At 56.2% G+C, this 26,104-nt stretch carries 20 protein-coding genes, 1 tRNA gene and 1 pseudogene; 15 read left to right on the top strand and 7 right to left on the bottom strand.

The window, feature by feature from the left end; all coding sequences use genetic code 11:
• Window positions 1–223: 223 nt before the first annotated feature.
• The 7 genes from phoA (at window position 224) to BBCT_RS08025 (ending at window position 8,517) form a co-directional block, all read left to right on the top strand.
• Window positions 224–2,296 (top strand): alkaline phosphatase, encoded by a 2,073-nt coding sequence (gene phoA, locus BBCT_RS08055; protein WP_033512936.1) that lies wholly within the window; start codon window positions 224–226, stop codon window positions 2,294–2,296.
• Window positions 2,297–2,654: 358 nt separating this feature from the next.
• The gene (dnaK, locus tag BBCT_RS08050; protein ID WP_003835884.1) at window positions 2,655–4,526 is read left to right on the top strand and encodes a molecular chaperone DnaK; all 1,872 of its coding nucleotides are present in this window, start codon (window positions 2,655–2,657) and stop codon (window positions 4,524–4,526) included.
• 2 nt (window positions 4,527–4,528) lie between these two features.
• On the top strand, window positions 4,529–5,209 hold the full coding sequence (grpE, locus tag BBCT_RS08045) for a nucleotide exchange factor GrpE (protein WP_003835881.1): 681 nt from the start codon (window positions 4,529–4,531) through the stop codon (window positions 5,207–5,209).
• Between the two features lie 40 nt (window positions 5,210–5,249).
• Window positions 5,250–6,266 carry a DnaJ C-terminal domain-containing protein gene (locus tag BBCT_RS08040; RefSeq protein ID WP_003835880.1) on the top strand — a complete coding sequence of 339 codons (1,017 nt, stop codon included), beginning with the start codon at window positions 5,250–5,252 and terminating at the stop codon, window positions 6,264–6,266.
• Window positions 6,267–6,271: 5 nt separating this feature from the next.
• Complete coding sequence (locus tag BBCT_RS08035) at window positions 6,272–6,937, top strand: heat shock protein transcriptional repressor HspR (protein WP_003835878.1); 666 nt, start codon at window positions 6,272–6,274, stop codon at window positions 6,935–6,937.
• 258 nt (window positions 6,938–7,195) lie between these two features.
• On the top strand, window positions 7,196–7,483 hold the full coding sequence (locus BBCT_RS08030; RefSeq protein WP_033512934.1) for a hypothetical protein: 288 nt from the start codon (window positions 7,196–7,198) through the stop codon (window positions 7,481–7,483).
• 341 nt (window positions 7,484–7,824) lie between these two features.
• Window positions 7,825–8,517 carry an HAD family hydrolase gene (locus BBCT_RS08025; RefSeq protein WP_003835870.1) on the top strand — a complete coding sequence of 231 codons (693 nt, stop codon included), beginning with the start codon at window positions 7,825–7,827 and terminating at the stop codon, window positions 8,515–8,517.
• A gap of 133 nt (window positions 8,518–8,650) precedes the next feature.
• Here the strand turns inward: BBCT_RS08025 and BBCT_RS08020 are convergent.
• Window positions 8,651–8,723 (bottom strand) — tRNA-Ala (locus BBCT_RS08020).
• Between the two features lie 161 nt (window positions 8,724–8,884).
• Window positions 8,885–9,571 carry a DedA family protein gene (locus BBCT_RS08015; RefSeq protein WP_003835868.1) on the bottom strand — a complete coding sequence of 229 codons (687 nt, stop codon included), beginning with the start codon at window positions 9,569–9,571 and terminating at the stop codon, window positions 8,885–8,887.
• A 379-nt stretch (window positions 9,572–9,950) separates the two neighbouring features.
• On the opposite strand from BBCT_RS08015, the gene rsmI reads away from it, so the two are divergent.
• On the top strand, window positions 9,951–10,925 hold the full coding sequence (rsmI, locus tag BBCT_RS08010) for a 16S rRNA (cytidine(1402)-2'-O)-methyltransferase (protein ID WP_128805910.1): 975 nt from the start codon (window positions 9,951–9,953) through the stop codon (window positions 10,923–10,925).
• Between the two features lie 89 nt (window positions 10,926–11,014).
• Here the strand turns inward: rsmI and BBCT_RS08005 are convergent, their stop codons facing one another.
• Together BBCT_RS08005 and BBCT_RS08000 are read right to left on the bottom strand one after the other, a co-directional pair.
• Window positions 11,015–11,353, bottom strand: coding sequence for a variant leucine-rich repeat-containing protein (locus tag BBCT_RS08005; protein WP_003835864.1), 339 nt, complete (start codon window positions 11,351–11,353; stop codon window positions 11,015–11,017).
• Entirely contained in the window at window positions 11,337–11,963 is a 627-nt protein-coding gene (locus BBCT_RS08000; protein ID WP_003835862.1) for a hypothetical protein, read from the bottom strand. The genes BBCT_RS08005 and BBCT_RS08000 overlap by 17 nt, the downstream gene beginning before the upstream one ends.
• Before the next feature lie 215 nt (window positions 11,964–12,178).
• Here BBCT_RS08000 and metG point away from each other — a divergent pair, with 215 nt between their 5' ends.
• From metG to BBCT_RS09025, 3 genes are all read left to right on the top strand, one after another.
• A complete protein-coding gene (gene metG, locus BBCT_RS07995; RefSeq protein WP_003835859.1) occupies window positions 12,179–14,041 on the top strand; it encodes a methionine--tRNA ligase in 1,863 nt (620 codons plus the stop codon).
• A 196-nt stretch (window positions 14,042–14,237) separates the two neighbouring features.
• A complete protein-coding gene (locus tag BBCT_RS07990; RefSeq protein WP_003835858.1) occupies window positions 14,238–16,343 on the top strand; it encodes a glycoside hydrolase family 2 protein in 2,106 nt (701 codons plus the stop codon).
• 159 nt (window positions 16,344–16,502) lie between these two features.
• Window positions 16,503–16,655, top strand: coding sequence for a hypothetical protein (locus tag BBCT_RS09025; RefSeq protein WP_003835855.1), 153 nt, complete (start codon window positions 16,503–16,505; stop codon window positions 16,653–16,655).
• A gap of 13 nt (window positions 16,656–16,668) precedes the next feature.
• Here BBCT_RS09025 and BBCT_RS07985 read toward each other — a convergent pair whose 3' ends face one another.
• The 3 genes from BBCT_RS07985 to BBCT_RS07975 all read right to left on the bottom strand — a co-directional run bounded on the left by BBCT_RS07985 (window position 16,669) and on the right by BBCT_RS07975 (window position 20,247).
• Window positions 16,669–17,793 (bottom strand): ROK family protein, encoded by a 1,125-nt coding sequence (locus BBCT_RS07985; RefSeq protein ID WP_003835853.1) that lies wholly within the window; start codon window positions 17,791–17,793, stop codon window positions 16,669–16,671.
• 461 nt (window positions 17,794–18,254) lie between these two features.
• Complete coding sequence (locus BBCT_RS07980; RefSeq protein WP_047750692.1) at window positions 18,255–19,259, bottom strand: carbohydrate ABC transporter permease; 1,005 nt, start codon at window positions 19,257–19,259, stop codon at window positions 18,255–18,257.
• Window positions 19,260–19,317: 58 nt separating this feature from the next.
• On the bottom strand, window positions 19,318–20,247 hold the full coding sequence (locus BBCT_RS07975; protein WP_404841917.1) for a carbohydrate ABC transporter permease: 930 nt from the start codon (window positions 20,245–20,247) through the stop codon (window positions 19,318–19,320).
• Between the two features lie 885 nt (window positions 20,248–21,132).
• Between BBCT_RS07975 and BBCT_RS07970 the strand changes: the two genes are divergently transcribed.
• The 4 genes and pseudogenes from BBCT_RS07970 to BBCT_RS07955 all read left to right on the top strand — a co-directional run.
• Window positions 21,133–22,473, top strand: coding sequence for an ABC transporter substrate-binding protein (locus BBCT_RS07970; protein ID WP_003836650.1), 1,341 nt, complete (start codon window positions 21,133–21,135; stop codon window positions 22,471–22,473).
• Window positions 22,474–22,481: 8 nt separating this feature from the next.
• On the top strand, window positions 22,482–23,495 hold the full coding sequence (locus tag BBCT_RS07965) for a LacI family DNA-binding transcriptional regulator (RefSeq protein ID WP_003836651.1): 1,014 nt from the start codon (window positions 22,482–22,484) through the stop codon (window positions 23,493–23,495).
• Window positions 23,496–23,526: 31 nt separating this feature from the next.
• Entirely contained in the window at window positions 23,527–25,350 is a 1,824-nt protein-coding gene (locus BBCT_RS07960) for a glycoside hydrolase family 13 protein (RefSeq protein ID WP_047750690.1), read from the top strand.
• Window positions 25,351–25,627: 277 nt separating this feature from the next.
• A pseudogene (locus BBCT_RS07955) lies at window positions 25,628–25,948 on the top strand (carbohydrate ABC transporter permease); the annotation flags it as partial.
• Window positions 25,949–26,104: the final 156 nt, after the last annotated feature.

Genomic DNA, 26,104 nt, shown 5'->3' with positions numbered 1-26,104 from the left:
TATAAGCGAGTCAACGGGTCTGCGACTTCCTCATAACAGGGGGTCACAGACCCGTTTTGTGATGGTAGGGAAGTTATTCACTTTGGCAGGCTCAGAATTCATCTGCCGTTAGGGTGCGAATTGAACTGCGTTGGTTTTGCATACTTAGCGTGGGTGATGGAAACGTAAGATTCCGCAACATTAAGGCGCGGAAAGGTTCCGCGTGCAGAAGAAAGAAGAACACATGGGCAAGCACAAGGCTCTTCAGGGCGCCATCGCGGCGTTCGCCTCCGTCGCCACGCTTGGCGCGCTCGCCGTACCGGCGCTCGCTGACAGCGCATCCACCTACAGTCCGAACGGCAAATCCGTGGCCGAACTGGCCCAGCATGGCGGCGCACAACGCATCGCAGCAATCGGCAACAAGTCCGCCAAGAATGTCGTCCTGTTCATCGGCGACGGCATGGGCGACTCCGAAATCACCGTGGCACGTAACTATCTCAAGGGTGTCAACGGCCATTTCGACGGTCTTGACGCGGTAGGTCAGCCCGGTGCGCTCGACGACGTGGAAGCCGGCACCGGACAGTACACGACCTTCTCGCTCGGTTCCAACAGCTCCGACAGTGCCGTCGGTAAGGACGGTAAGGGCAATCTGAACGCCAATTCGAATCCCGGCAAGATTACCGCAGTCACCGACTCCTCCGCATCCGGTTCTGCTTGGGCAACCGGTACCAAGACCTACAACAACGCGGTGGATGTCGACGTGTATGGCAATCCACAGCTCAATCTGTTCGAACTCGCCAAGGCTGCAGGCAAGGCGACCGGCAACGTGACCACCGCGGAAATCCAGGACGCCACTCCGGCCGTACTGGAATCACATTCCTCCGAGCGTGGCTGCTACGGTCCGCAGGGCAAGACCGATGGTTCCTCTAATGATGCTGCGAAGCGTTGCCTCGTGAACCAGCTTAAGGAGAACGGCGGCATCGGCTCCATCTCCGAGCAGCTGCTCGACACCCGCGCCGACGTGACCATCGGCGGTGGTTCCAAGTACTTCCGCCAGACCGTACAGGGCGGCGAATATGCGGGCAAGACCGTGTGGGAACAGGCCAAGGAGATGGGCTACCAGACCGTCGAAAACGATCCGGCGGCCATGAACGCGCTTGAATACAAGGAAGGCCAGCCGGTACTCGCGCTGATGAGCGATGGCAATATGCCGACCAAGTTCAACGCGTCGAAGGCGACCGCCAAGGATCCGTCCAAGGACGCCAATCCGACCGTGTGCACCGTGAACGATCAGTGGCTCGGCAACCAGGGCTCCTCACTCAAGGACATGTCCAAGAAGGCACTCGAACTGCTCAATGCCAATCCGGCCAGCCAATCCAACGGTTTCTTCCTGCAGATCGAGGGCGCTTCGATCGACAAGCAGGATCATGCCGGCAACGCCTGTGGACAGATCGGTGAGACCGATGACTTCGATCAGGCCATCTCCTACGTGCTGCAGAACGTTGATCTTTCCGACACGCTCGTGATCGTCACCGCCGACCACGCCCACACCTCGCAGATTCTCACCGCTCAGCCGGCCTATGCGCTCTCCACCGTGCTCAAGACCGCCGACGGCAACAACATGGTCGTCTCCTACGGCACCGCTCAGGAGGACTCCCGCGATGAGGAAGGCGGCTACAACGGTGGTGACATGGAACACACCGGCACTCAGCTGCGCATAGCGGCATCTGGTCCGGGCGCCCAGCGTGTGATCGGCTTGACCGATCAGACCGACAACTTCTACACCATCGCCGGCGCGCTCGGCTTGGCCACCACCACCGACCAGCAGAAGGCATTGTCCGACAACGCCGAAGTCAAGGTCGCCACCGAAAACGGCTCGTATGCCGCCGATGCGATGGGCTTCAACGGTGATGCTGTACTCAGCTATGAGCTGAAGGACAAATCGGGCAATGTGATTGCCGCTTCCGACTCCACCACTCCGCTCTCCGGTGTGCGAGTCAAGACCGCGCAGACCACCGCGATCGCACCCGACAAGGTGGCCGAAGGCAACGAATATACGCTTACCGTCACCGGACGCCAGTCCGGCAAGAGCGTGACCGTTGACTTCCAGGCTCCGGCCGCCGGTTCTTCCGACAAGAGCGCCGACAAGAATGCCGACAAGAACGGTGTGATCGCTTCCGGCAAGGTCAACAACAATCCGAAGGTCGACGGCTCGCCGCTCGGTGAGACCGGTACCGCGGTGGCCGTCGTCGCGATTGCCGTGGCCATGTTGGCCGCCATTGCGATGATCATCAAGACCGTGAAGATCACCCGCTGATCCGGGTCGTCCATCCTTTTCCCAAACTGCCGACGCTTAGTGTCCTCTAGGCGTCGGTAGTTTGAGGCGTTCTCAATCTGCCGACGGTGAGGTGGTCGTCAGGGTCGGTAGTTTGGGTTGTTTCTTAGTCTGCCGACGGTGAGGCGGGTGTGGGCGTCGGTAGATTGAGGGGATCGACAAAGTTGAGCGAAGATGGCTCAAGAATTTTTGTGGATTCGGGAATAAAAAGTTGCGTTCAAAAGTTGAGTGGTGTAGGCTCAAGTTTTGGAAAGTCCGAGAGACGGCAAACCGAAACTCGGGCGAAAGAACGAACAGAACAGAAAACGCATAGCGAACCTATCTACAAAGGAGACAAGTTATGGGACGCGCAGTTGGCATCGATCTGGGTACTACCAATTCCTGCATCGCAACTCTTGAAGGTGGCCAGCCCACCGTTATCGTAAACGCTGAAGGCGCTCGCACCACGCCGTCCGTCGTGGCGTTCAGCAAGTCCGGTGAAATCCTTGTCGGCGAAGTTGCCAAGCGTCAGGCCGTGACTAACGTCGACCGCACCATCAGCTCCGTCAAGCGCCACATGGGCACCGACTGGACCGTTGAAATCGACGGCAAGAAGTGGACTCCGCAGGAGATTTCCGCACAGGTGCTGATGAAGCTGAAGCGCGATGCCGAAGCCTACCTCGGCGAGCCGGTCACCGACGCCGTGATCACCTGCCCGGCATACTTCAACGACGCTCAGCGTCAGGCCACCAAGGACGCCGGCACCATCGCAGGCCTGAACGTTCTGCGTATCATCAACGAGCCGACCGCGGCCGCACTGGCTTATGGCCTCGAAAAGGGCAAGGAAGACGAAACCATTCTGGTCTTCGACCTCGGCGGCGGTACTTTCGATGTGTCCCTGCTGGAGATCGGCAAGGATGACGACGGCTTCTCCACCATTCAGGTGCAGGCCACCAACGGCGACAACCACCTGGGTGGCGACGATTGGGATCAGAAGATCATCGACTGGCTCGTCGGCGAAGTCAAGAATAAGTACGGCATCGACCTGAGCAAGGACAAGATTGCCCTGCAGCGCCTGAAGGAAGCTGCAGAACAGGCCAAGAAGGAGCTGAGCTCCTCTTCGAGCACCTCCATCTCCATGCAGTACCTGGCCATGACCCCTGACGGCACTCCGGTGCACCTGGACGAAACCCTGACCCGCGCCCACTTCGAGAGCATGACCTCCGACCTGCTGGGCCGTTGCCGCACCCCGTTCAACAACGTGCTGCACGACGCTGGCATCGGTGTTTCCGACATCGACCACGTGGTGCTCGTCGGCGGTTCCACCCGTATGCCGGCCGTCAAGGAGCTCGTTAAGGAGCTCACCGGCGGTAAGGAAGCCAACCAGTCCGTGAACCCGGATGAAGTCGTGGCAGTCGGCGCAGCCGTGCAGTCCGGCGTCATCAAGGGCGACCGCAAGGACGTGCTGCTCATCGACGTGACCCCGCTGTCCCTCGGCATCGAAACCAAGGGTGGCATCATGACCAAGCTCATCGACCGTAACACCGCCATTCCGACCAAGCGTTCCGAAGTCTTCTCCACCGCTGAAGACAACCAGCCGTCCGTGCTTATTCAGGTTTACCAGGGTGAGCGTGAGTTCGCTCGCGACAACAAGCCGCTGGGCACCTTCGAACTGACCGGCATCGCTCCGGCTCCGCGTGGCGTTCCGCAGATTGAAGTCACCTTCGATATCGACGCCAACGGTATCGTGCACGTGTCTGCCAAGGACAAGGGCACTGGCAAAGAACAGTCCATGACCATCACCGGCGGTTCCGGTCTGGGCAAGGACGAGATCGACCGCATGGTCAAGGAAGCCGAAGCCCACGAAGCCGAAGACAAGAAGCGCAAGGAAGACGCCGAAACCCGCAATCAGGCTGAATCCTTCGCCTATCAGACCGAGAAGCTCGTCAATGACAATAAAGACAAGCTCTCCGACGATGTGGCCAAGGAAGTCACCGACAAGGTCAACGAGCTCAAGGAAGCCCTGAAGGGTGAGGACATTGAGAAGATCAAGTCCGCCCAGAGCGAGCTGATGACCTCCGCACAGAAGATCGGCCAGGCCCTCTACGCACAGCAGGGTGCCACCGACGCTGCGGGCGCCGCTGGTGCCGCAGGTGCTGCCGGTTCCGCTCCCGCTGACGACGACGTGGTTGACGCCGAAGTCGTGGACGATGACGACAAGGACAACAAGTAATCATGTCCGACTTCAACAAGGACGACTATCTGAACGACCTGCCCGACATGGACAACCTGTCCGGGCAGGCCGGCCCTGCAGCCGGTGCATCGCAGGAGTCGCAGAGTAATGGCGATTCTGCAGCAACTGCATCTGCTGATTCCGTAGCTTCTGAAACTGCATCAACGGCCGCGAATGCAGCATCTTCCGAATCTCAAGAAAACGGCGATGCTGCGGATAGTGCAACGCAAGATGGTGAAGATACGCTGACTCCGCTTGGTCAGGCCAAGAAGGAAGCGGCGGAATATCTTGAAGCGCTCCAGCGTGAACGTGCAGAATTCATCAACTTCCGCAATCGTTCGCAGAAGGAACAGGAACGCTTCCGCCAGCACGGCATTATCGATGTGTTGACCGCGCTGCTGCCGGCACTTGATGACATCGATCGCATTCGCGAACACAGCGAAATGGACGAGTCCTTCAAGGCCGTTTCCACCAAAATTGACAAGGCGTTCGAGAAGTTCGGTGTCGAGAAGTTCGGCGAAAAAGGTGAGGATTTCGACCCGACCAAGCATGATGCGATCCTGCACAAGCCGGATCCGCAGGCCGAGAAGGAAACCGTTGACACCGTGGTGGAAGCCGGCTATCGCATTGGAGACCGCGTGATTCGCGCGGCTCGCGTGGTCGTAGCATCCCCACAGAACTGAACGCAGTGACAATCAGCAACCTCGTGAAAGGAGGCACATCATGGCTGAGAATGAATGGCTGAGCAAGGATTTCTACAAGGTCCTCGGTGTCTCCAAAGACGCCACGGACGATGAGATCACCAAGGCGTACCGCAAGCTGGCACGTAAATACCATCCTGATCTGAACAAGACCAAGGAGGCCGAGGAGAAGTTCAAAGACATTTCCGAAGCGTACGACGTGCTCAGCAATAAAGACAACCGTCAGAAGTACGACGCTATCCGCCAGTTCGGCATGGGCGGCGCGCGCTTCGCCGGCGGTTCCGGTGCGGGCGGATTCGATGCGGGGGCGTTCTCCGACATCTTCGGATCGATGTTCGGCGGTGGCGCTGGGGCTGGAGCGTATGGCGCGGGCGGCAATGGTTCGCGCATTCGCTTCCAGAGCGGCGGCAACCCGAATATCAACGATATTTTCTCGATGTTCGGTGGCGGCGCTGGCGCCGGAAGCCCTTACGGGGGCGGCTACGAGCAGGCTGCGCAACCGGAAGACGGCGAGGACCGTAACTCCAAGATCAACCTGACCTTCCGCCAGTCGGTCAAAGGGGCAACGGTTTCGCTGTCTGCCGATGGCAAGAAGTTCAAAACGCATGTTCCAGCAGGCGTGCATGACGGGCAGAAGATTCGCATTCCAGGCAAGGGCAAGCCGGGTCGTAACGGCGGCAAAAACGGTGACTTGTACTTGCAGATCAGCGTTGCCGAAGATCCTAAATTCAGCCTGCGCAAGCGTGACATCATCATGGATTTGCCAATCACCGTCGGCCAGGCCGTAGCGGGCGCGAAAGTGACCGCGAAAGACGTCGATGGCAACGAAATTACCTTTAAAGTGCCGGCGGGCTCATCCAGCGGCACGGAAGTGCGTATTTCCGGCAAAGGCGTGGCCAACAGGCAGGGCGACGGCGATTTGGTCGGGCGTGTGCAGATTCGCATCCCTGACAAGCCAAGCCTGAAAGTCAAGCATGCGGCGAAGGAATTCGACAAGGAGTGCGGCGACTTTGCCGACAAACTTGCCAAGGAGCGCTGATCGTCATGGCTCGCGCATCTCGGACCTCCCAAGCCCGCGCGGCGCGGCAGGCCAAAATGCTGTACGACATGTGTGCGATGGCGATTGTGGCAGGCAGGGCCGATCTTGATGGAGCAGACGAAGTCGGTTTCGACATCGAACTGCCGATGTTCACGGTCGGCCGTGCCGGCGAACTCGCCAACGTACACCCCCAAACCCTTCGCCAATACGATCGGCTTGGGCTTGTGGTGCCGCAGCGCACGGATGGCGGTGCCCGCCGCTACTCGCTGCGAGATATCGCCCGCCTTGCGAAATCGCAGCAGCTGAGTCAGGAAGAGGGCATCAATCTGGCCGGCATCGCGCGGATTCTTTCCTTGGAGGAGGAGAACCGCGAGCTGCGCCGCCAGGTCGAGCGTCTGCGCAAGCCGGCCGGTTCCAGCGTGTTCGCAGCCGATACAGACGGCGACATTGTGGAGATTGAACGTTCCCGCCGTGCGCGCATGTGGCGTAGGCAGATTCAGGTCAATGCCCGGCAGCTGCCGTCGCGTGAGTCCTTGGAATCCGCGCGTGTCACGGCCGACGCGTACGACACGCCCAATGGAGGTGTCGCACGCGAAAACAAGGGTGTTCAGAGGGGTAAACCCGCTTTGGATCCCGTTTCCAGGTCAATCGTGCTTTGGGGAATTGACTGATTTTCAGAAAAATACTGAAAATATTTAAAAACAGGCACATCTTGCAACAGATGTGCCTGTTTTGTTATATAGTTTTGCCAAATGCGTTGCTTTCTGCGACGATGTCGTCGTTGCAGGAAATAATGTTGAGTATCCGCGTTTTAACTGTCATTCTTCCGTTCATTAAGGTGCTTCGGTGAAAGATGGGTCCCCTTTTCTATGAGAAATCATGGGAGGAGTAAGATATGCGGCGAGAACAGGAAAGGTTAGGAGCGTACAGTGCCAAGAGTTGCGTTCACCGCTAAGACCCGTAAGTATCTCGGGTCTCTGGATGCCGTGGAATCGGTCACCCAATATCGTATTTGCTACTCCAAGGAGTTTCGTGACGACTGCATGCGCAGGTATGCCGAAGGTGGCTCGCCTGCCGCGATCTTCCGCGAGGCAGGGCTTGATCCGAAGATCATCGGCTACAAGCGTGTGGAACGTTGCATCGCCCGCTGGAAGGCAGAAGATGCGGAAAAGTCCGCGGAATCCGCTGGGGAAAACAAGGAGAATCAGGGAGAGTAGATTTCGAATCTTCCGATAGAAGCGAAATTTTTCGAATGTCATGGGTTGCGGCAATGGGGGTTGCCTGTAGTGTGTGAAACGGATGATTTCGCAGACGTGAGTTATTGCGTTGATGTGGAAAGCGCTCGGATGAAAGAACGTCCGGGCGCTTTTTGTTTGCCGTTGTGCTGCTGCCTTGTTTGTTGTTTCGCTTGTTGTTTTGTTGCAACATTTGCAAACGTTGCATCTGTTTGCAAATTTGCCGTCTTGCCGCTCTGCTGAAATGGCAGAGGAAATCGCGATGGACGGCGCCGCACGCAAATCCGGTGCTCCGAGTCCGACGGTCGTAAGGAAGGAACATCATGACCGAATCTAACCTGATGGTCAAGGCTGTGTTTTGGGATATGGACGGTACTCTGATCGATTCCGAACCGTACTGGCATGAGGGGGAGATGAAAATCGCAGCCGCGCATGGCGGGTATTGGGATGAGGAGCTTGCCTGGCAGGGTTCGGGTACGCCGGTTCCGGATGTGGCTCGCCGTATGGTGGAGCATGGTTGCCAGCTGTCGATCGAGGAGATTGGCCAAGGCATGATCGATTATGTAGCCCAGAAGGAATTCGAGTGCATTCCATGGATTGAAGGCGTGGAAGACGTGCTTGTTGCGTTGCGAGATGCGGGTGTCCCTTCGATGCTGGTCACCACGTCGCCGCGTCATCTTGCGGAGAATCTGGTTGCGCAGGCGCCGGCCGGTGCGTTCGCGGGCTACGTGTGCGGCGATGACGATGTTGAGAAGAAGCCGTCTCCGGCCCCGTATTTGGAGGCTGGTCGCCGCTTGGGCATCGCTCCGGAAGATATGAAGTACTGCATTGCGGTCGAAGATTCCATGTCTGGTTTGCGTTCGGCTGTCGCTTCCGGTGCGACGACGATTGGTCAGACCGGATTCATGCGGATCGACAATTCCAACGGCCCGCAGTTCGCCTCGATTAAGGGGTATGAGGGCATCGACGCGGCCTCGCTTGACGCATTTGTACGTCAGCGCACGTCTCAAGCCTAAATTTGCGCCCTATCTCGCTTATATATGGCAGATATATGAGTTCGGGGGTGTTTGGCGAGGATTGGTGGTTGGTGACCGGCATGTATAGGTAAAGAAAAAGCCCGCTGCGGTGGAATGAATGCAGCGGGCTTAGTGGAGCCGACGGTAGTCGAAACCGCGACCTCTTCGATGCGAACGAAGCGCTCTACCAACTGAGCTACGGCCCCATGTCTTAAGACAACTCTCGTGATTCTAGTACGAGGTCTGTACTAATGCAATTTCCGATGGTCGCGTGTTGCCATGATTTCTATGAAAAGCATACGAAAATGGCGTCTTCCGAATGATCGAAAGACGCCATTTTCACCAAGAAAAGGAGAGAAACGAAAGATCAGGCTTCTACGGTTTCGGTAGAAGCTTTCTTCTTACCGAACTTAGCCTTGAGCAGGCCGACGATCGTAGGAATCAGCGACAGCACGAGAATCGCAATGATGACCAGCTCGAAATGCTTTTGTACGGCCGGGATGCCGCCGAAGAAGTAGCCGAGCAGCGTGAACAGGGTGGACCAGCACAGGCCGCCGAGTACGGAGAACGGGGTGAAACGGCTCCAACGCATGCCGGAAATGCCGGAAATGAATGGCATGAACGTGCGGATGAACGGGAAGAAACGGCCGAGAAACACGGCGAGCGGGCCCCATTTTTCGATCATGCTTTCGGTTTTGGCGAGGCGTTCGGGGGTCATGGCCTTGACTTTGCCGGATTCGATGATGCGACGGCCGAAGAAGTGGCCGATCCAGTAGTTGCACTGGTCGCCGATGATCGGAGCGCACCACACCACGGGCAGCAGCGCGAACAGCGGCAGCGCGGAAACGCCGGTCTGGGCGTCGGGCGCGGCGAAGAAGCCGGCGGCGAACAGTAGGGAGTCGCCCGGTAGGAACGGGAAGAACACGACGCCAGTTTCGACGAACACGATCAGGAAGATGAAACCAAGTGTCGGGGCGACGCCCATGGAAATCCAGCCGGCGATTGCGGTGCGTGGATCCTTGAGCAGGTTAATGAAGAAGTTGATAATTCCCATGGAATGCTCTCTGTGAGTACCTTACATCTAAACGTTTAAAATTACATGGTTCAGGCTGCCTTTGGCGGTTGGCCTGAACTTCCGCACTCCTGCGGAACCAATGTCAGCCTACCAGCGCCCCTCTAATGCAGCGCCTAGTAACGTCCGACGGGTGGCAAATCTGCACAAACAGGCGCAAAGTGTCAACTGCGGTCGGCGTTTGTTTCTTTTGACGGCTGGTTTTGGGTGGCTGTGTTGCGCGACTGGGAGATTTTGCCCTGATGGCCGCGCGATTGAAAAAGAGCAGATTTTCAAATGACTGCCTCCCATTTTTGGGGCAACAGAAAGTGGGAGGCCGTTCATTTTCCTTTGCGTTGGATAGGCTGAAGGCATGGAACGCATGAATGAGCGCGAATGCGAAGACAAGCGCGAACGTGAAGATGAAAACGCAAACGGCGATGCGGGACTTGACGCTCTCGTGAGCGGAACCAACGTTCCGCAAGGCACGGTCGTGCTGGCGGCCACGCCGATCGGCAATACTGCCGACGCTTCCGCACGCCTCATTGCGCTGCTGGAGCGCGCTGACATCGTCGCAGCCGAAGACACCCGCCGTCTCTATGCGCTCGCCAACCGTCTCGGTGTGCATGTGAACGGCCGCGTGGTGGCTTACCACGATCATAACGAGCGAGACAAGTCCGATGGCCTGCTTGACCAGGTGGAAACCGGTGCAACCGTGCTGGTCGTGTCCGACGCGGGTATGCCGACCATCAACGATCCGGGCTTGGCGATCGTGCGTCGCGCCATCGAACGCGGCCTGCCCGTCACCTGCGCCCCCGGCCCGTCCGCCGTACTGGACGCGCTGTGCCTGTCAGGCCTGCCGACCGACCGTTTCTGTTATGAAGGATTCCTGCCGCGCAAGCATTCCGAACGCGTGCAATACTTGCGCACGTTGCGTTCGGAGCGCCGCACTATTGTGTTTTACGAGACTTTGCATCGCATCGACGATGCCATGGCCGACCTGCTTGACGTGTTCGGTCCGAATCGCAAGATGGCGCTTTGCCGCGAACTTACCAAGGATTTCGAGCAGATTCGCCGCGGAACCATCGCGCAGATTCGCCAAAGCGTGATCGACGAGCCTCCGCGCGGTGAAATGGTGTTGGTCGTCGCCGGCGCTTCCGAAGAAGAGGCTGATGCCGCGGTCCCCGCGTCGCTGAGCATAGAAGACTTGGCGGTACTGTCGATCGACCGTGCGCGGGAAGACGATCTGCGCATCAAAGACGCGATTTCGCAAGTCATTGCCGAGCACCCCCTTGCGGACGGCTCGCTCGCCAATCGCAAGCAGGTCTACAATACGGTTCTTGCCATGAAAGAGTAAGCTTTTCGCATTGTCTGCCGTTTGGCGATCGCTTGCCATACGATCGCTTACCGCGCGATTGCCCGCTGCATACTTGCGATTGTGCTACTTTAGCCATCATGCGCAATCGCATCTAATGCGCGCGATTCCAACGATTCCAGCAGTATTTGCAGGGAACGTGCCACATCCGGTCCGCCGACTTGCGCAAGATATTCCAGCATCGCAGGTGTTGCGGAAGGATTAGCAATCAGCCATTTGCGCAGTCGAGGCGCGTATTCCGCGATATGCCAGAGCACGTCCTGCGCAGTGCCGGGACTGCATGCCACCAGCGGCGTCAACAGAATCGGGGGAGATGGCGGCTCGATCAGCGGTTTCGGTCGTGGCTTGGGCTGGTATGGCGGTGCTTTGCGCCTGCCGTGCGCCTTATGCCTGCTATGCGCCGCGCACATATTCGGCATCCTTACGGTTCTTACGGTCTTCGCAATCCTTACGGTTCCCGTGTTCGTAACCTCTGCCGTCAATCGCAAGAATGTAATTCCGTGCCTGCGGAGCGTTGCGAATATGCTTCGCATCTTCCATGATTTGCATGCAATCGTTGGAACGAAAATGAAATTCCTGCATAAGCATGCAGATGATTTCAGAAACCTTCGATTCCGTTTCGGGGACGCAGTTCAGCGCCAGATCACATGCGGTGCGAACGGGTGTGGTCACGGTGATTGGGCCGACCTTAATGGTGTGCTCGGATGGTGCGACGCGGTTGAAAACGTTGATTTTTCGACCGTATCGCAGTGTTCTATAGTGGGCTTTCGCGATGATGTCTATGGAGTCGGGGAACGTGCCTCCCAGCCAGACCCATGCGGCGGTGCGCGCACATGCCACGGAACGGCTTGGCAATAGTGTCGCGATGATGCATGCCCGCCCGTATAACGTGGCCGAATCATGGCTTGAGTAGGCGTTCGCGCTGTCGAGCTTGCATAGCGCGCCGGATGAGGCCAACAGGTTCAGGCACATCGGTCCCGGAAGGTCGTCGTTGCCCAGAAGGGGTGGTGAAGTGTCCATGGCGGTACAGTAGCGGATTCGATTCCTTCCTTGCCACTTTCCCCGAAAATCTGTGGATATGTGGAAAATGATTGTCGCGCAATGCAACAATGTGAATAAATCGGCAGATATTCAAACAATCGAAATCAACGATCGCACGTCAGTCCTCCAACAAAAATCCGACTACCGAAATACATTGAAAATGCGGGATATGGCGGTTTGTATAATCAGGCACCATGAGTCATATTTTGGTGAATGTTGCTTGGCCGTATGCTAACGGCCCCCGTCATATCGGTCACGTCGCCGGCTTCGGCGTGCCCTCCGACGTGTACGCGCGCTACGAGCGCATGAAGGGCAATGACGTGCTGATGGTGTCTGGCACCGACGAGCACGGCACCCCGATTCTGGTGGAAGCCGACAAGGAAGGTGTCAGCGCACAGGAGCTCGCCAACCGTTACAACCGTGTGATCGCCAAGGATCTGTGCGATCTTGGCTTGAGCTATGACCTGTTCACGCGCACTACCACCGGCAACCACGAGCAGGTGGTGCAGGAACTGTTCAAGCAGTGTCTTGCCAACGGCTACATCTACAAGGGCACCCAGAAGGTCGCCATCTCGCCGTCCACTGGCCGCACCCTGCCTGATCGTTACATCGAAGGCACCTGCCCGATCTGCGGTGCAGACGGCGCCCGCGGCGACCAGTGCGACGCCTGCGGCAACGAACTCGACCCAGACGAGCTTCTCAACCCCGTTTCCAAGATCAACGGCGAAACCCCGCGTTTTGAGGAAACCGAACACTTCTTCCTCGACCTGCCGGCGCTCGCCGAAGCCAATCTCGCATGGCTGAAGACTCGCGAAGGTTGGCGTACCAACGTCATTAACTTCTCTATCGGTTTGTTCAAGGAAGTCAAGCCGCGTGCCATCACGCGTGACATCGACTGGGGCATTCCCGTTCCGGTTGCCGGCTGGATCGACAATCCGAACAAGAAGCTGTACGTGTGGTTCGACGCTGTGATCGGCTACCTGTCGGCATCCATCGAATGGGCTCGCCGCAAGGGCGATCCGGAAGCGTGGCGCGCATGGTGGAACGATCCGGAAACTCCGGGCTACTACTTCATGGGCAAAGACAACATCACGTTCCACTCCCAGATCTGGCCGTCCGAAATGCTCGGCTATAACGGTCAGGGATCCAAGGGCGGCGAAACAGGTAAGCTTGGCCCGTTGAACATGCCGGAGCAGGTTGTGGCTTCTGAGTTCATGACCATGGAAGGCAAGAAGTTCTCGTCTTCCCGCGGCATTGTCATTTATGTGAAGGATATTCTCGCCCGTTACCCTGTGGACGCCGTGCGCTACTACATTTCCGTGGCCGGTCCGGAAAGCTCCGATTCCGACTTCACATGGGCTGAGTTCGTGCGCCACAACAACGAGGAGCTTGCCGCTTCCTGGGGCAACCTCGTCAACCGTGTGGCCAACCTGATGAACAAGAACTTCGGTGAGATTCCGGCGCTCGACGAGAATGAAATGACCGATGAGGATCGCGCTCTGCTGAGCGAAACCAAGGCCGCGTTCAACACGGTCGGTTCGCTGATCGAGAACCATCGTCAGAAGAACGCGTTGAGCGAAGCCATGCGCGTGGTCGGCGACATCAACAAGTACATTTCCGCCACTGAACCGTGGAAGATCAAGGACAATCCGGCTCGCCTCGGCACCGTGCTGCACGTTGCCGCTCAGGCCGTGTCTGATGCGAACCACCTGCTGGCCCCGTTCCTGCCACATTCCGCACAGAAGGTGTGGGAGGCTCTTGGTGGCACGGGCACGTTCTCACCGCTGCCGCGTTTGGAAGAGGTTGAGGATCTCGACAAGCCGGGCTTCATGTACCCGATCATCACCGGCGACTACAAGCTGGGCGAAACCGTGCATCCGTGGGCTTCCGAGCCGATCGTGGCTGGCGCTCCGGTGCCGAAGCCGCATCCGATTTTCGCGAAGATCCCACCGGAGGCCGTTGAAGAGGAGCTTGCCCGCTTCGATTCCGAACTGAAGGCTCGTCGTGAGGCTGAAGCGGCTCGTCTTGCCGCTGAAAAGGCCAAGCTGGAAGGCTGATTCAGCTGATATATTTCAGATGATTTGCTTGATTGCCGGTGCGGGAACTTACGAAGTTCTTGCACCGGCTTTTTATATCTGACGGTGCAATCCAGATTGCATCGATTTTGAATCCGTGAATCGTTATTTCTCTTTGCCATTCCTCTCGTTACAATGAGGAAGTTGAGGGAAATGCGATGCTGCAGGGAGGACTCTTATGTTGGACGTCAAGCGAGTGCTGAAAGCCGCGCCTACGAAAATGCGTTCTCAGGAGCCGCTGCAGCAGTTGTGGACGCCGTGGGGTGAGCAGATCGCCAGCGAATGGCTGTCTTCCAACGCGGCACACAAAGCGTTCTGTCCTACGAAAGATGGCGAACGCAAACTGGAAAACGGCCGCACGCCAATCCTGGACGAACATCCGCGCCCAACCATGATGCGCAGCAATCACACTATGCTCAACGGATTCTGGGATTACGCGATCGTATCCATTCCTGAAAGCGACAACGGCTCGAAATGGCGCAAATCCACGACTGTACTCACCCGTGACGAAGCGGTGCAGGCAGTAAAGGAAGCGGCCATTCCTGAAACCTTCGATGGAAAAATCCTCGTGCCCTTTTCACCGGAATCCGCGCTTTCCGGCGTGCATCAAACGATTTATCCCGACAATATGATCTGGTATCGCACGATTGTGCACCCTGTCACGCTTGGGGGAGAGGAAGCGGTTCGGCAGATCGGGGATGCAAATCGTTTGATTCTGCATTTCGAAGCGGTTGATTACGTGTGTGCCTGCTTTATCAACGGGCAGTTTGCAGGGGTGCATGTCGGGGGCTATCTGCCGTTCGATGTTGATATTTCGGCATTCGTCGATCCCGATGATGATTTCGAGATTGCGTTGTGCGTGTATGATCCGAACGATTCGGGCACGCAGATGCGCGGCAAGCAGAAGATCGAGCGCGAGGGTATTTGGTACACCGCACAAAGCGGCATTTGGCAGAGCGTGTGGATGGAGATCGTGCCGGAGGCGTACATGCAGACGCTCACGCTGAAGGGCGCTGCGGACGGCAGACTGTTCATTCGCGCGGAAATCGGCGGAGACAAGCCGAACGCCAAACTGCGTATCGTTGTAACGGATCCTGCGGATGGCGCGATTGTTGCGGACGAGCGGTTTGCGGCCGGCATGCGCAAGGTGCGTACGGAAATCGCAACGCGGGCCGAGCACTTATGGTCGCCTGAAGATCCGTATTTGTATGACGTGACGGCGACGCTGGAATTTGGCGCTGCGAAATCGCAAGAAAAGCAGGATATTGTGCGCTCGTATTGCGCATTCCGCACGGTTGAAATCAAGCCTGATTTGAAGGGTGTTGCGCGATTCCATCTCAATGGCAAACCGTTGTTCCTCAAGGGTGTGCTCGACCAGGGGTATTGGCCGGACGGCTTGATGACTGCGCCGAGCGACAAAGCACTGATTCACGACATAATCGCCATGAAGGAATCCGGTTTCAATATGCTGCGCAAGCATATCAAAATTGAGACTGCACGCTGGTACTACCATTGCGACCGCCTCGGCATGCTTGTATGGCAGGACGCGGTGTCGGGCGGCGGCGAATATAACGCGTGGACCACGAATCGCAAGCCGACACTCGTGCGCGCCACGTGGAACAAGTACCGCGACGACACGGCGAAGCATTTCGCGGCGCTTGGTGCAGACGATTCGACGTACCGCCGTGATTGGTCACGCACCTGCGATGCCATGGTGCACATGCTTGCCGGCCACCCGTCGATTGTTGCGTGGGTGCTTTTCAACGAGGGTTGGGGACAGTTTAACGCATGTGATGCGGCGGAACGCATTCACGCGCTTGACCCGACGCGCCCGATTGACGCTACAAGCGGTTGGTACGACCAGCGTTGCGGCGACTTCCATAGTGTGCACAACTACTTCCGTCCGCTGGAAATCTACCCTGATAAGGGGCCGTTGCGCGGGTATGTGGCCGAATATGAGAAGAAGCACAAGAGGCGTTGTCGTGCCGCGCATTATGCGGTGTTGCCGGTGATGCAGCATGGCGTTCGTGCGTTCATGATTTCGGAATTCGGGGGATTGGCGCAGTTGGTTGCTGATCATGCCGCGGTCTCGCGAGCCTACGGTTATGGCGAATACGATTCGATTGAGGATTGGCGCGCTGCCGTCCGTTCCGTGCTTGCTTCGGCGGAATCGCTGGAATCACGCGGATTGGCGGGCTATGTGTACACGCAGGTTTCCGACGTCGAAGAAGAGCTCAACGGCCTCCTGACCTACGATCGCCGTCTCAACAAATTCGTGCAATGATTCGCCAAGATTGAGCGTGCGGTCATGGAGGCCATGGCGGTCATGGAAGTGTTCTGCTTCTTGCGTTTCGGCGGCGCGTTCGGTACGTTGGGAACGGCGGTCGTTATGACTGCGCTATGCAAAGCGATCCAGAGCGGGGCGTGGTAAGGCTGGGTTGATTTGCATGAAGGTGATCATTTCCGCGCTTGGACGGGCCGCCTGATCGCGCTCGTCAACGAGTATGCGTCGGTGGATGGCTCAGAAGCCGACGTGTTCCGCACCATCGTGCATCTCGAGCGTCGCTTCTTTGAGGATTCCTACCCGCAGCAGTGAGCGGTGGCCGGGGCTAGGCATCGCCGATGAGGGAGCCGCGTTCGTGGATTGTCGGAACTAGTGTGCGGATTACGATGGTGGCCTGGCCTCGCAATGTGAGATCCTCGCCTTGCCTGCAACGGTGAATTTGCGGCGCTTTCTGATAATCCGTGGTCATGGTGCGCCTGATTTCATCTTCCATTGCGTCGATGAATTGAGCATTGACGATTTCCGGCGCCCCGTATATCGAAATGTCACGCAGATCCAGCAGTCCGGCCGGTATGGCCATGACGCGACCGAGCAGAGCGCCCGCTTCGGCGAGAATACGCGTACGTGAGGCGGGATCCTGCGCGATGCGTTCTTGCAATCTGTCGTCGGAAACCAACGATTCAAGGCAGCCTCGTTTGCCGCATTCGCAGGTCGGTCCATTTGGGTCGACCACCACATGCGCGATTTCGCCGGCCGTGGAGGAGCTTCCTTCGATGATGACGTCGTTGAGGCATAGTGCGGCACCGACGCCTCGGCCGATGGAGATGAGCATGGAATTGGGGGAGCAGTCGCCGAAGAATCGTTCCGCCACAAGCGCGGCGTTGGTGTCGTTGCCTACCAGTGTGGGCACTCCGGTGGCGTTTTCCACCTCGGCTTTCAGCGGCAGTTCGTTCCACTCTAAGTGCACGGATTTGCGCACTACGCCGTCGGGTTCCACAATGCCAGTCACGGCGATGCCGATGCCGAGAATCGGCAGTGGCGTTGAGGCGATGAGCTGTTTGCACAGGCTGATTACATCATCGACGCTGCAACCGTTGTCTGCAGGAAGTTCGGTGCGGTCCACGATTCTGCCGGAAAGATCCGCCAGCGCTCCTTTGGCGAGTTTCGGATTCGACAGGTCGATGGAAACGATTCGCCAGAAATCAGTGTCGATGGCGAGTACTTGCGAACGTTTGCCACGCCCCTCGCGATTGTCTGGTCCGAGTTCGCGCAGAATGCGATTATCGACCATTTCGCCGGTCACTTCGCTGGTGGTGAAGCGTGAAAGTCCGATGAGTTTGCCGATGTTGGCTCGTGATATTTGCGTTGCGGGGAATAGTTGCTTGAATGCGGCGGTGATATTGCTGATTCGAATATCGGAAGGTGATGCCTTTGTCTGAGTGCCGCTCACGGTGTCCTCGCTTTCCTGTGTGGGGCTGGTACATATTGTAGTTTGCCGCGATGCAAGCGTGTCATGTAATTTTTATTGTTAATAAAGATTACTAAACAGGAGTGCGTGGTAGTTTTCGAAATCTTGCGCGCTCTGGATTTCGACAGTTCTCAGTGAAAGATTAGTTCACCTTCTTGGGATGTCGTCGAACATATACAGTCTCACCGCCGTTTCTGTCTGAGTGCCCGTGCCAGCACTTTAAACTGTGCCGCCATAAAGCTTCCTGTTTTTACGCATATCGAGACCGCACCTTCGGCCATATGGATCTGAATTACTTCAGCTTTGCAGCCGAAGTGTGTCTCACAATGGGGAACAACTATCGTGATTTGTGAGGAAGGTCCGCCAGATCATGTATATGCGTATGGCCCATACTTGTTGTATGGGCCATATTTTTCGTTCCACGGCTGTGGTGTAGAAATTGATTATTCCTTGACCGCGCCCGCGGAGAGGCCGGACTGCCAGTACTTCTGCAGGCACAGGAACGCGATGACCAGCGGGATGATCGTGATCAACGAGCCCGTGATCACCAGGTTCTGGATCGCCTGGCCGCCAGCGGTGCTCGCCTGGTCCTTCCACTGGTTCAGACCGATCGTCAACGGATACCAGTTCGAATCCTTCAGCATGATCAACGGCAGGAAATAGTTGTTCCACGTCGCCACGATCGTGAACAGGGCCGTCGTAACGATGCCCGGAGCCAACAGCGGCAGGGACACCTGGAAGAACGTGCGGAACTCCGAAGCCCCATCGACTCGTGCGGCCTCGAGCAATTCCGTCGGAACCGCCTGCTCGGAGAAGATCCACATCAGATACAAACCGAACGGGCTGATCAACGATGGAATGATCATGGCCCACGGCGTGTTCGTCAGGCTGAGCTTGGCGAACAGCAGGAACTGCGGGACCGCCAACGCGATGCCCGGCACGCTGATCGCGCCGATGATGACCGCGAACACGGCCTTGCGGCCCGGGAAACGAAACTTCGCCAGCGCGTAGCCGCCCATGATGGCCAGCAGCGTCGCGCCGCCGGCGCCCACGACCACGTACAGGAGCGTGTTGAGCAGCCAGCGCCCGAAGATGCCGTCCTGGTAGGTGAACACGGTCACGATGTTGTCCCACAGGGCGAACGTGTGGCCGAAACCCAGCCCGAACGTCGAAGTGAAGTCGGCCTGCGTCTTCGTGGCGTTGACCAGCAGGTACACGAACGGGAACAGGCAGTACACCGCGAAGATCGCGCATACCAAGGTCAGCAGCTTGCTGCGCCTCGGGTTCGACACGTTCGCGAAACCGGACTTCGCCGCGCGTTTGCGTTCCGCCTTCTCATCCATTTCCACGCGCTTCAAGCGCGCCCTCTCGGCCTTCTTCGCGGCCCGTTCCTGCTCTTTAAGCCCTTGGGGAGTCATATACCCCGTCGACATCGCAGCATCGCTCATGATTGTTATGCTCCTTGAAAAATCCATGTCCCATGCGGATGACGTACGCCCCAAGGCGTTACTTCATCTGCTCCTTCATGCTGTTGAGCTGCACCGCGTACGCGATCGCCATCGTGATCACGGCCATCGTGATCGCCAAGGCAGCGGCGTAGTTCGACTGGCTGCCCGCGAAGGACAGGTTGTACGCGTACATGTTCGGCGTGTAATACGTGGTGATCGAGTTGCCCGGCACCATGTTCTGCAGGATGCTCGGCTCGTTGAACAGCTGGAACGAGCCGATGATCGAGAAGATCACCGTGATCGCGAGCGATCCCTTCAATTCGGGCAGCTTGATGGACTTGATGATCTGCCATTCGCTCGCGCCGTCAATGCTGGCGGCCTCGTACAGCGAGTGCGGGATCGTGGACAGCGAGCTGTAGAAGATCAACATGTTGTAGCCGGTGAACTCCCAGGTCACGATGTTGCCGATCGCGGCGAGCAGCACGTTCGGGCTCAGCACGTCGAGGTTCGTGCCCAGCCAGTCGTTCAGGGAGCCGACCAGACCGTATTTCGCGCCGTACATGAAGCCCCACACCAAGGTCGACACCACGGCCGGCACCGCGTACGGCAGGAACGTGGTGATGCGGAAGAACTTCGCGCCGTGCAGCTTCATGGAATCCAAGGCCAAAGCCATCGCCGCCGACAGGAACAGCATGATGGGAACCTGCACCATGGTGAACAGGGCCACGCGCCATACCGAACCCCAGAACTGCGGATCATGGAACAGACGAATGTAATTGCTGATCCCCACGAACCTCGTGCCGCCGATCATCTGCTTCTGGAAGAAGCTGATGTAGACCGCGTACAGGATCGGGATCACGAACACGAACACGAACACCAACGCGAACGGCCACATAAACTTCCAACCACGCCAATCCGCCTTGTGTTTATTGACACGCACGGTTGCCGAATGCAGTGGCATATTGGCAACAACTTCCGTTGCTGACATCATTCTCTCCTTCGAGACATTTTTGATTGTTTTTGATTGCCGCGCAAAGATTTCCGAGTGTGAAACAGGTGTGGATGGGAAAGCATCCCTTTCGCGCCTGTACTTTCACTCCACGGTGGAGCCTTGATGAACCGCACCCCGATCGTTGGACTGAAGAAATTCAGATTTCGATGATCGGGCGGTACGGTTCATGCCTTCGAGGACACCCGATGGTATTCTTTTTCCTTTCTTTCTATTGAACGGCAGTGGCATGATCCTTGCTTTTGGCGCCCTTGCTTGTAGTCTGCATCTTAAAACCGAAGGATTATGACTGACAAATAATTTCGATGATTTCGACGATTTCAATAATCAAGGCACTCACCAGAACAGGTACGCGCGACTGTATCGTGTGAGGGCCTACGAAGTTGATGGTTCAGCGCATGATAGCTGAACCGCCGGGGTTGCAATTTGGCACATATTCCAGGCAATTTGTTGATGGAAATATATAGCAGAGCTGTTATTGGCGACATCGCTGTTGATTTACGTTATAGGTTTAATGGGCCGGGAGTCATTGCATATCTCCGTAACCTGTGCCCCTCCATGGGTTTTGTATGCGCCGCTTGAGGGGCCATTGTCGGTGGCGGTGCGGCTGCTACCGTTGGTCTCAGTGGAGTATTCGCTAATGTGACTTTCTCGTTCTTTAGACAATGGATCATCAATTGTGTTGGCCGTTGCGTGATGCAGCCGCGCATGTCTGTTATGGTGAGTGCCTTGATTATTGAAATCGTCGAAATCATCGAAATTATTTGTCAGTCATAATCCTTCGGTTTTAAGATGCAGACTACAAGCAAGGGCGCCAAAAGCAAGGATCATGCCACTGCTGCTCAATAGAAAGAAAGGGAAACAATGAGGTTCTCGTTAGGAAAAATAATTGCTCTCTGCGGTGCTGCGGCGATGGTTGTTCCATTGGCAGCGTGTGGAACAACTCAGTCGGAAACTTCCGATGGGAGCGGTAAGACGGTTGTTAATGTTTGGGCTTGGGATAACAATCTTAAAGCTAATGCTAAGGTTTTCATGAAGAAAAACCCTAACATTGTCATCAAATTTACCAATGCCGGTAGTGGTAAAGATGAATACAAAGCTCTGAATAATGCTTTGGAAGCTGGCAGTGGAATTCCGGATATAGCCATGATTGAATATTATGCGATTCCTGAGTATGTAATTAAGGGCTCTCTTAAAAATCTGAATGACTATGGGACTGCCAAATATAAGGATTTCTACACCCCAGGTACTTGGAATGCAGTGAATTTCAATGGCGGTATGTATGGTATGCCAGTCGACTCTGGACCAATGGCTTTTTACTATGACAAAGAGGTATTTGACAAAGCTGGCATTTCTGAGCCGCCAAGTACTTGGGATGAGTTCTATCAAGATGCAAAGAAGATTAAGCAGATTGGTTCATATATTACTAATGATCCAGGGAACGCCGGATTCTTCAATGCAATGGTCTGGCAAGCAGGTGGACACCCATATTCCACATCTAAAGACGGCACCAAGGTTACCGTCAAACTCACTACTGATAAAGGAGTGCAGAAATTCTGTGACTTCTGGCAAAAGATGATTGATGAAGGACTAATCGAAACGAAGACAAAAGATAGTTCTGATGATTGGTATCGTTCAGTTGGTTCCGGAGAATTTGCGAGCGTGATATCTGCTGCATGGGCTCCCGGCATGTTTTTAAACAATGCTTCGGAGGGTGCTGGAAAGTGGCGAATTGCTCAAATGCCAACGTGGAACGCCGGCGAGAAGGTAAGTTCTGAGTACGGCGGCTCCTCCCTTGCCCTGATGTCGTCATCCAAGAATGCGGATGCTGCGTACAAGTTTATGGAATTTGCCAGCACTAATTCTGATGCCATCATGTCCCGTGTGGACCAAGGTGGTTTTCCTGCTGATTTGAAGACCATGTCTAACGATAAATTCCTTAGCCAGACTACTATGGTGAACTCCGATGGAGACACGGTGGATTATTTTGGCGGTGAGAAGTTCAATGCTGAATTCGCCGAGGCTGCGAAGCGTGTCACATCTAAGTTCGAATTTCTGCCCTATGACGTTTATGCGCGAAGCGTTTTCACCGACACTGTCGGGGCGGCTTACACGGGACAGACCACAATGAAGGAAGGTGTGAAGGCTTGGCAGGACAAGCTCGTTGAGCAAGGAAAGAGCCAAGGCTTTACTGTGAACGAATAAGGATAACAATGGCTGGAATCAAGGACGTGGCGGCTCTCGCAGGAGTTTCCATAAGCACGGTTTCCTATGTGATGACAGGGAAACGTCCCATAGGGGCAAATACCCGTCGGAGAGTATTGCAAGCTGCGCGGGAACTTGGTTACTTGGCGAAAAACGGTGGTCCAGCTCCGTTGAGTGGTGAGACTCATTTCGTCGCGCTGAGTTCGCCCGTCCATGATTCCACCAGCTACACCAACTATTGTGCTTATTTTCTAAATTTTCTCAAAGCGGCCAGGCAACTTGGCTATGAAACGTTGCTGTTGACTGAGGAAACAGGAGATGAGCAGCTTCGCTCTATCATCGATACTGGGATGGTGGATGGTGTCGCTCTTATGGATGTGACTATGAATGATCCCCGAATTGAATTAGCTCAGCTTTCAAGTATTCCGCTCATTTCTATTGGACATCCTATGAATGAAATAAATGTGCCATGCATTGATACCGATTTTATTGAAATGGGTGAAATGATCATGCAAACGCTTTGTCGTAATGGGCACAGCAGAATTCTGTTTGCAGGGGGGAAGGAGATTGATTACGAACGAAATGGAGGTGCAAATTACCTCATTCGACTCAGGACATCAATGCATGATGCTGCTGCGCGATACAAGATTCATATAGATGAAGAGTTTACCGACGAGGATGATTTCGATGCTGCCGAAAACCTACTTGAGAGGTTCATCTCGAGTGAGAACACAGCAATTGTGACTCAAGGCGGCCCATTGTTCCTTAATAATCTTGTTGCTGCGACGCGGCAGCGTGGAATGAAGATTCCTCAAGATCTTTCGCTGATTTCAGCGGGAACATATACAGATTCCATAGGCAAGCGTCTGAGGATAGATGAATTTCCCTTAATGCCAGCAGAGTTGTGTCAACTGGGCATGAGCATGCTTGTTCGACTCATGGATGGAACTCTAAAAGGAAAAGAAAAAGCAACATTGATTCATCCCGTATATAGGCAACGTGGATCCATAGCATCGCGTTGATGAAGAACTTGATTTAATAAGGAAACAAGATATGACTGATTTCAATCGTTCCGTCCTTCCCGACGCCGTGCGTTCCAACGGCGCGACCCCGAACCCGTGGTGGGCCAACGCGGTGGTCTACCAGATCTACCCGCGTTCCTTCCAGGACACGAACGGCGACGGCATCGGCGACCTGAAGGGCATCACCAGCCGTCTCGATTATTTGGCTGATCTTGGCGTGGACGTGCTGTGGCTGTCCCCGGTCTACAGGTCGCCGCAGGACGACAACGGCTACGACATCTCCGACTACCAGGACATCGACCCGCTGTTCGGCACGTTGGAGGACATGGACGAGCTGCTCGCCGAGGCGCACAGGCGCGGTCTGAAGATCGTGATGGATCTGGTGGTCAACCACACGTCCGACGAGCATGCCTGGTTCCAGGCCTCCCGAGACAGGGACGACCCGCATGCCGACTGGTATTGGTGGCGTCCGGCCAGGCCGGGCCATGAGCCGGGCACTCCGGGCGCCGAGCCGAACCGGTGGGGTTCGTATTTCGGCGGTTCCGCTTGGCAGTACGATCCGAAGCGCGGCGAGTACTACCTCCACCAGTTCTCCAGGAAGCAGCCGGATCTGAATTGGGAGAATCCGGAGGTGCGCAAGGCCGTGTACAGGATGATGAACTGGTGGATGGACCGCGGCATCGACGGCTTCCGCATGGACGTGATCACCTTGATCTCGAAACATCTCGATAGCCACGGACGGCTGCCTGGAGAGGTCGACTCGGAACTGTCCGAAGGAGAGATAGGCGAAGAGGGATACACGAACGCGAGCCCGTTCTGTTCCGATGGTCCGCGGCTCGACGAGTTCCTCGCCGAAATGCGCCGTGAGGTGTTCGAGGGCCGTGAGGGCTACATGAACGTCGGCGAGGCGCCGGGCATCACTCCGGAACGCAACGAGTTTATTACCAATCCAGCCCACAAAGAACTCGACATGCTGTTCCTGTTCGACCACGTCAGTATCGATCAATCCCCCGAATCAAAATGGGATACACACGCTTTTGTTCCTAAAAAACTTCAAGATAGAATGAGCAGACAGCAGGAGGCCGTGAGGAACGCTGGCTGGGCCAGCCTGTTCTTCTGCAACCACGACCAGCCGCGCGTCGTGTCCCGTTGGGGTAACGACTCTGACCGCGAGTCGCGCGAGTTGAGCGCCAAGGCGTTCGGCATGCTGCTGCACATGCACCGCGGCACCCCGTACATTTACGAGGGCGAGGAGCTGGGCATGACCAACGCCCATTTCACCGAGCTCGGCCAGTACCGCGACTTGGAGGCCATCAACGCCTACCGCCAGCGCGTGGAGGAGGCCAGGTGCCAGTCGCCGGAATCGATGATGGCGGCCCTCGCGCTTATCGGGCGGGACAATTCGCGCACTCCCATGCAGTGGGACGCTTCCAGGTATGCCGGCTTCACCCCGGCGGACGCGGCGACGGAGCCGTGGATCGGCGTGAATCCGAATCACGTGGAGATCAACGCGGCCGAGGAGTTCGACGATCCGGATTCCGTGTACGGCTTCTACAAGAAGCTCATCGCCATGCGCCACGACAATGCGACCGTCGCGACGGGCGAGTGGAATCTGGTCGCGGCGGACAGCGAGCAGGTGTATGCCTTCACCCGTACCAGCGGCGACGATACGATTCTTGTTGTCGTCAATCTCACCGATAGATCCGCCGGTCTGCCGGGGGAAGTGGCGGAGCTGCTCGGCGATGGCGTCGCGGAATCGCAGATACTGCTCAGCACTTATGATGTTGCGCATGGCGTGAAATCGATCGCTCGTGGCGAGCTTGCTCGTTGGGAGGGAGTCGTGATTCAGCTCTAATCGACTCAAGCTGACTTCATGTTCACGCTCGACCTTACCCTGGTTGAGTGTGAACATGAAGTCAATGTCAGGGGCGTGTCTATCTCCCAGAGTGGCGTCTCTTAATGGAGAAGTCGATGTCCGTCAAATGTGAATTGGAGAACACTGGCTGGTGCAGGGCCATCTAATTTACTTAGCTACTAACCTAACGGCAAATCTTAAAAGGCGCAGCCTCGCATGATTCTGGTGAGAGGTTTTTCGTTGTTCCGTGCTGCGGATAAGCGTCATGTTGTTGTTTACCGTAATCGTGCTCGTCGTAGCGTTGATTTACTTCCTGTTCCTGATCTACTGGGCTATCATCGCATCCACCAAAACCCCATCGCAGCTGACTAGCAGCAACGGATTGTGGTTTGCCGTCGGACTTGACCAGATTCCCGACGCCATCGCCATCGGCGTGGTCATGGGATGCATACTCACCATTCCGCAGTACTCGATTTTCCATGCACTGCACCTGACCAACACCATGCTGGCGATCATCATCCCGTGTTGCGTTTCGCCATTCGGGTTCTTCCTAGGTCGCGTATACGCGCAAACCTCCGTGCCGAACGAACTACTGGAACATTCTGGACGTTTTTGGCCTGTCAGCGGGAGGATTCCTCCACTGACTGGCGGAATTGGGACTCTGAGGCGGCTGTTAGCGGGAGAATTTCTCCACTGACTGGAAGAATTGGATGCTAATTGAGGAATATGGCTGTGAGTGAGTCGGAAGGTTTGA

It is taken from the genome of Bifidobacterium catenulatum DSM 16992 = JCM 1194 = LMG 11043 (genome assembly GCF_001025195.1).
Classification (GTDB): Bacteria; Actinomycetota; Actinomycetes; order Actinomycetales; family Bifidobacteriaceae; genus Bifidobacterium; species Bifidobacterium catenulatum.
Note: the sequence above shows the minus strand (reverse complement) of the source record. Positions and strands in the feature narration are given on the sequence as shown.

Coding starts and splice junctions, on each gene's coding strand:
- phoA (WP_033512936.1), top strand. CDS start 224: ATGGGCAAGCACAAGGCTCTTCAGGGCGCCATCGCGGCGTTCGCCTCC.
- dnaK (WP_003835884.1), top strand. CDS start 2,655: ATGGGACGCGCAGTTGGCATCGATCTGGGTACTACCAATTCCTGCATC.
- grpE (WP_003835881.1), top strand. CDS start 4,529: ATGTCCGACTTCAACAAGGACGACTATCTGAACGACCTGCCCGACATG.
- BBCT_RS08040 (WP_003835880.1), top strand. CDS start 5,250: ATGGCTGAGAATGAATGGCTGAGCAAGGATTTCTACAAGGTCCTCGGT.
- BBCT_RS08035 (WP_003835878.1), top strand. CDS start 6,272: ATGGCTCGCGCATCTCGGACCTCCCAAGCCCGCGCGGCGCGGCAGGCC.
- BBCT_RS08025 (WP_003835870.1), top strand. CDS start 7,825: ATGACCGAATCTAACCTGATGGTCAAGGCTGTGTTTTGGGATATGGAC.
- BBCT_RS08015 (WP_003835868.1), bottom strand. CDS start 9,571: ATGGGAATTATCAACTTCTTCATTAACCTGCTCAAGGATCCACGCACC.
- rsmI (WP_128805910.1), top strand. CDS start 9,951: ATGAATGAGCGCGAATGCGAAGACAAGCGCGAACGTGAAGATGAAAAC.
- BBCT_RS08005 (WP_003835864.1), bottom strand. CDS start 11,353: ATGTGCGCGGCGCATAGCAGGCATAAGGCGCACGGCAGGCGCAAAGCA.
- BBCT_RS08000 (WP_003835862.1), bottom strand. CDS start 11,963: ATGGACACTTCACCACCCCTTCTGGGCAACGACGACCTTCCGGGACCG.
- metG (WP_003835859.1), top strand. CDS start 12,179: ATGAGTCATATTTTGGTGAATGTTGCTTGGCCGTATGCTAACGGCCCC.
- BBCT_RS07990 (WP_003835858.1), top strand. CDS start 14,238: ATGTTGGACGTCAAGCGAGTGCTGAAAGCCGCGCCTACGAAAATGCGT.
- BBCT_RS07980 (WP_047750692.1), bottom strand. CDS start 19,259: ATGAGCGATGCTGCGATGTCGACGGGGTATATGACTCCCCAAGGGCTT.
- BBCT_RS07975 (WP_404841917.1), bottom strand. CDS start 20,247: ATGTCAGCAACGGAAGTTGTTGCCAATATGCCACTGCATTCGGCAACC.
- BBCT_RS07970 (WP_003836650.1), top strand. CDS start 21,133: ATGAGGTTCTCGTTAGGAAAAATAATTGCTCTCTGCGGTGCTGCGGCG.
- BBCT_RS07965 (WP_003836651.1), top strand. CDS start 22,482: ATGGCTGGAATCAAGGACGTGGCGGCTCTCGCAGGAGTTTCCATAAGC.
- BBCT_RS07960 (WP_047750690.1), top strand. CDS start 23,527: ATGACTGATTTCAATCGTTCCGTCCTTCCCGACGCCGTGCGTTCCAAC.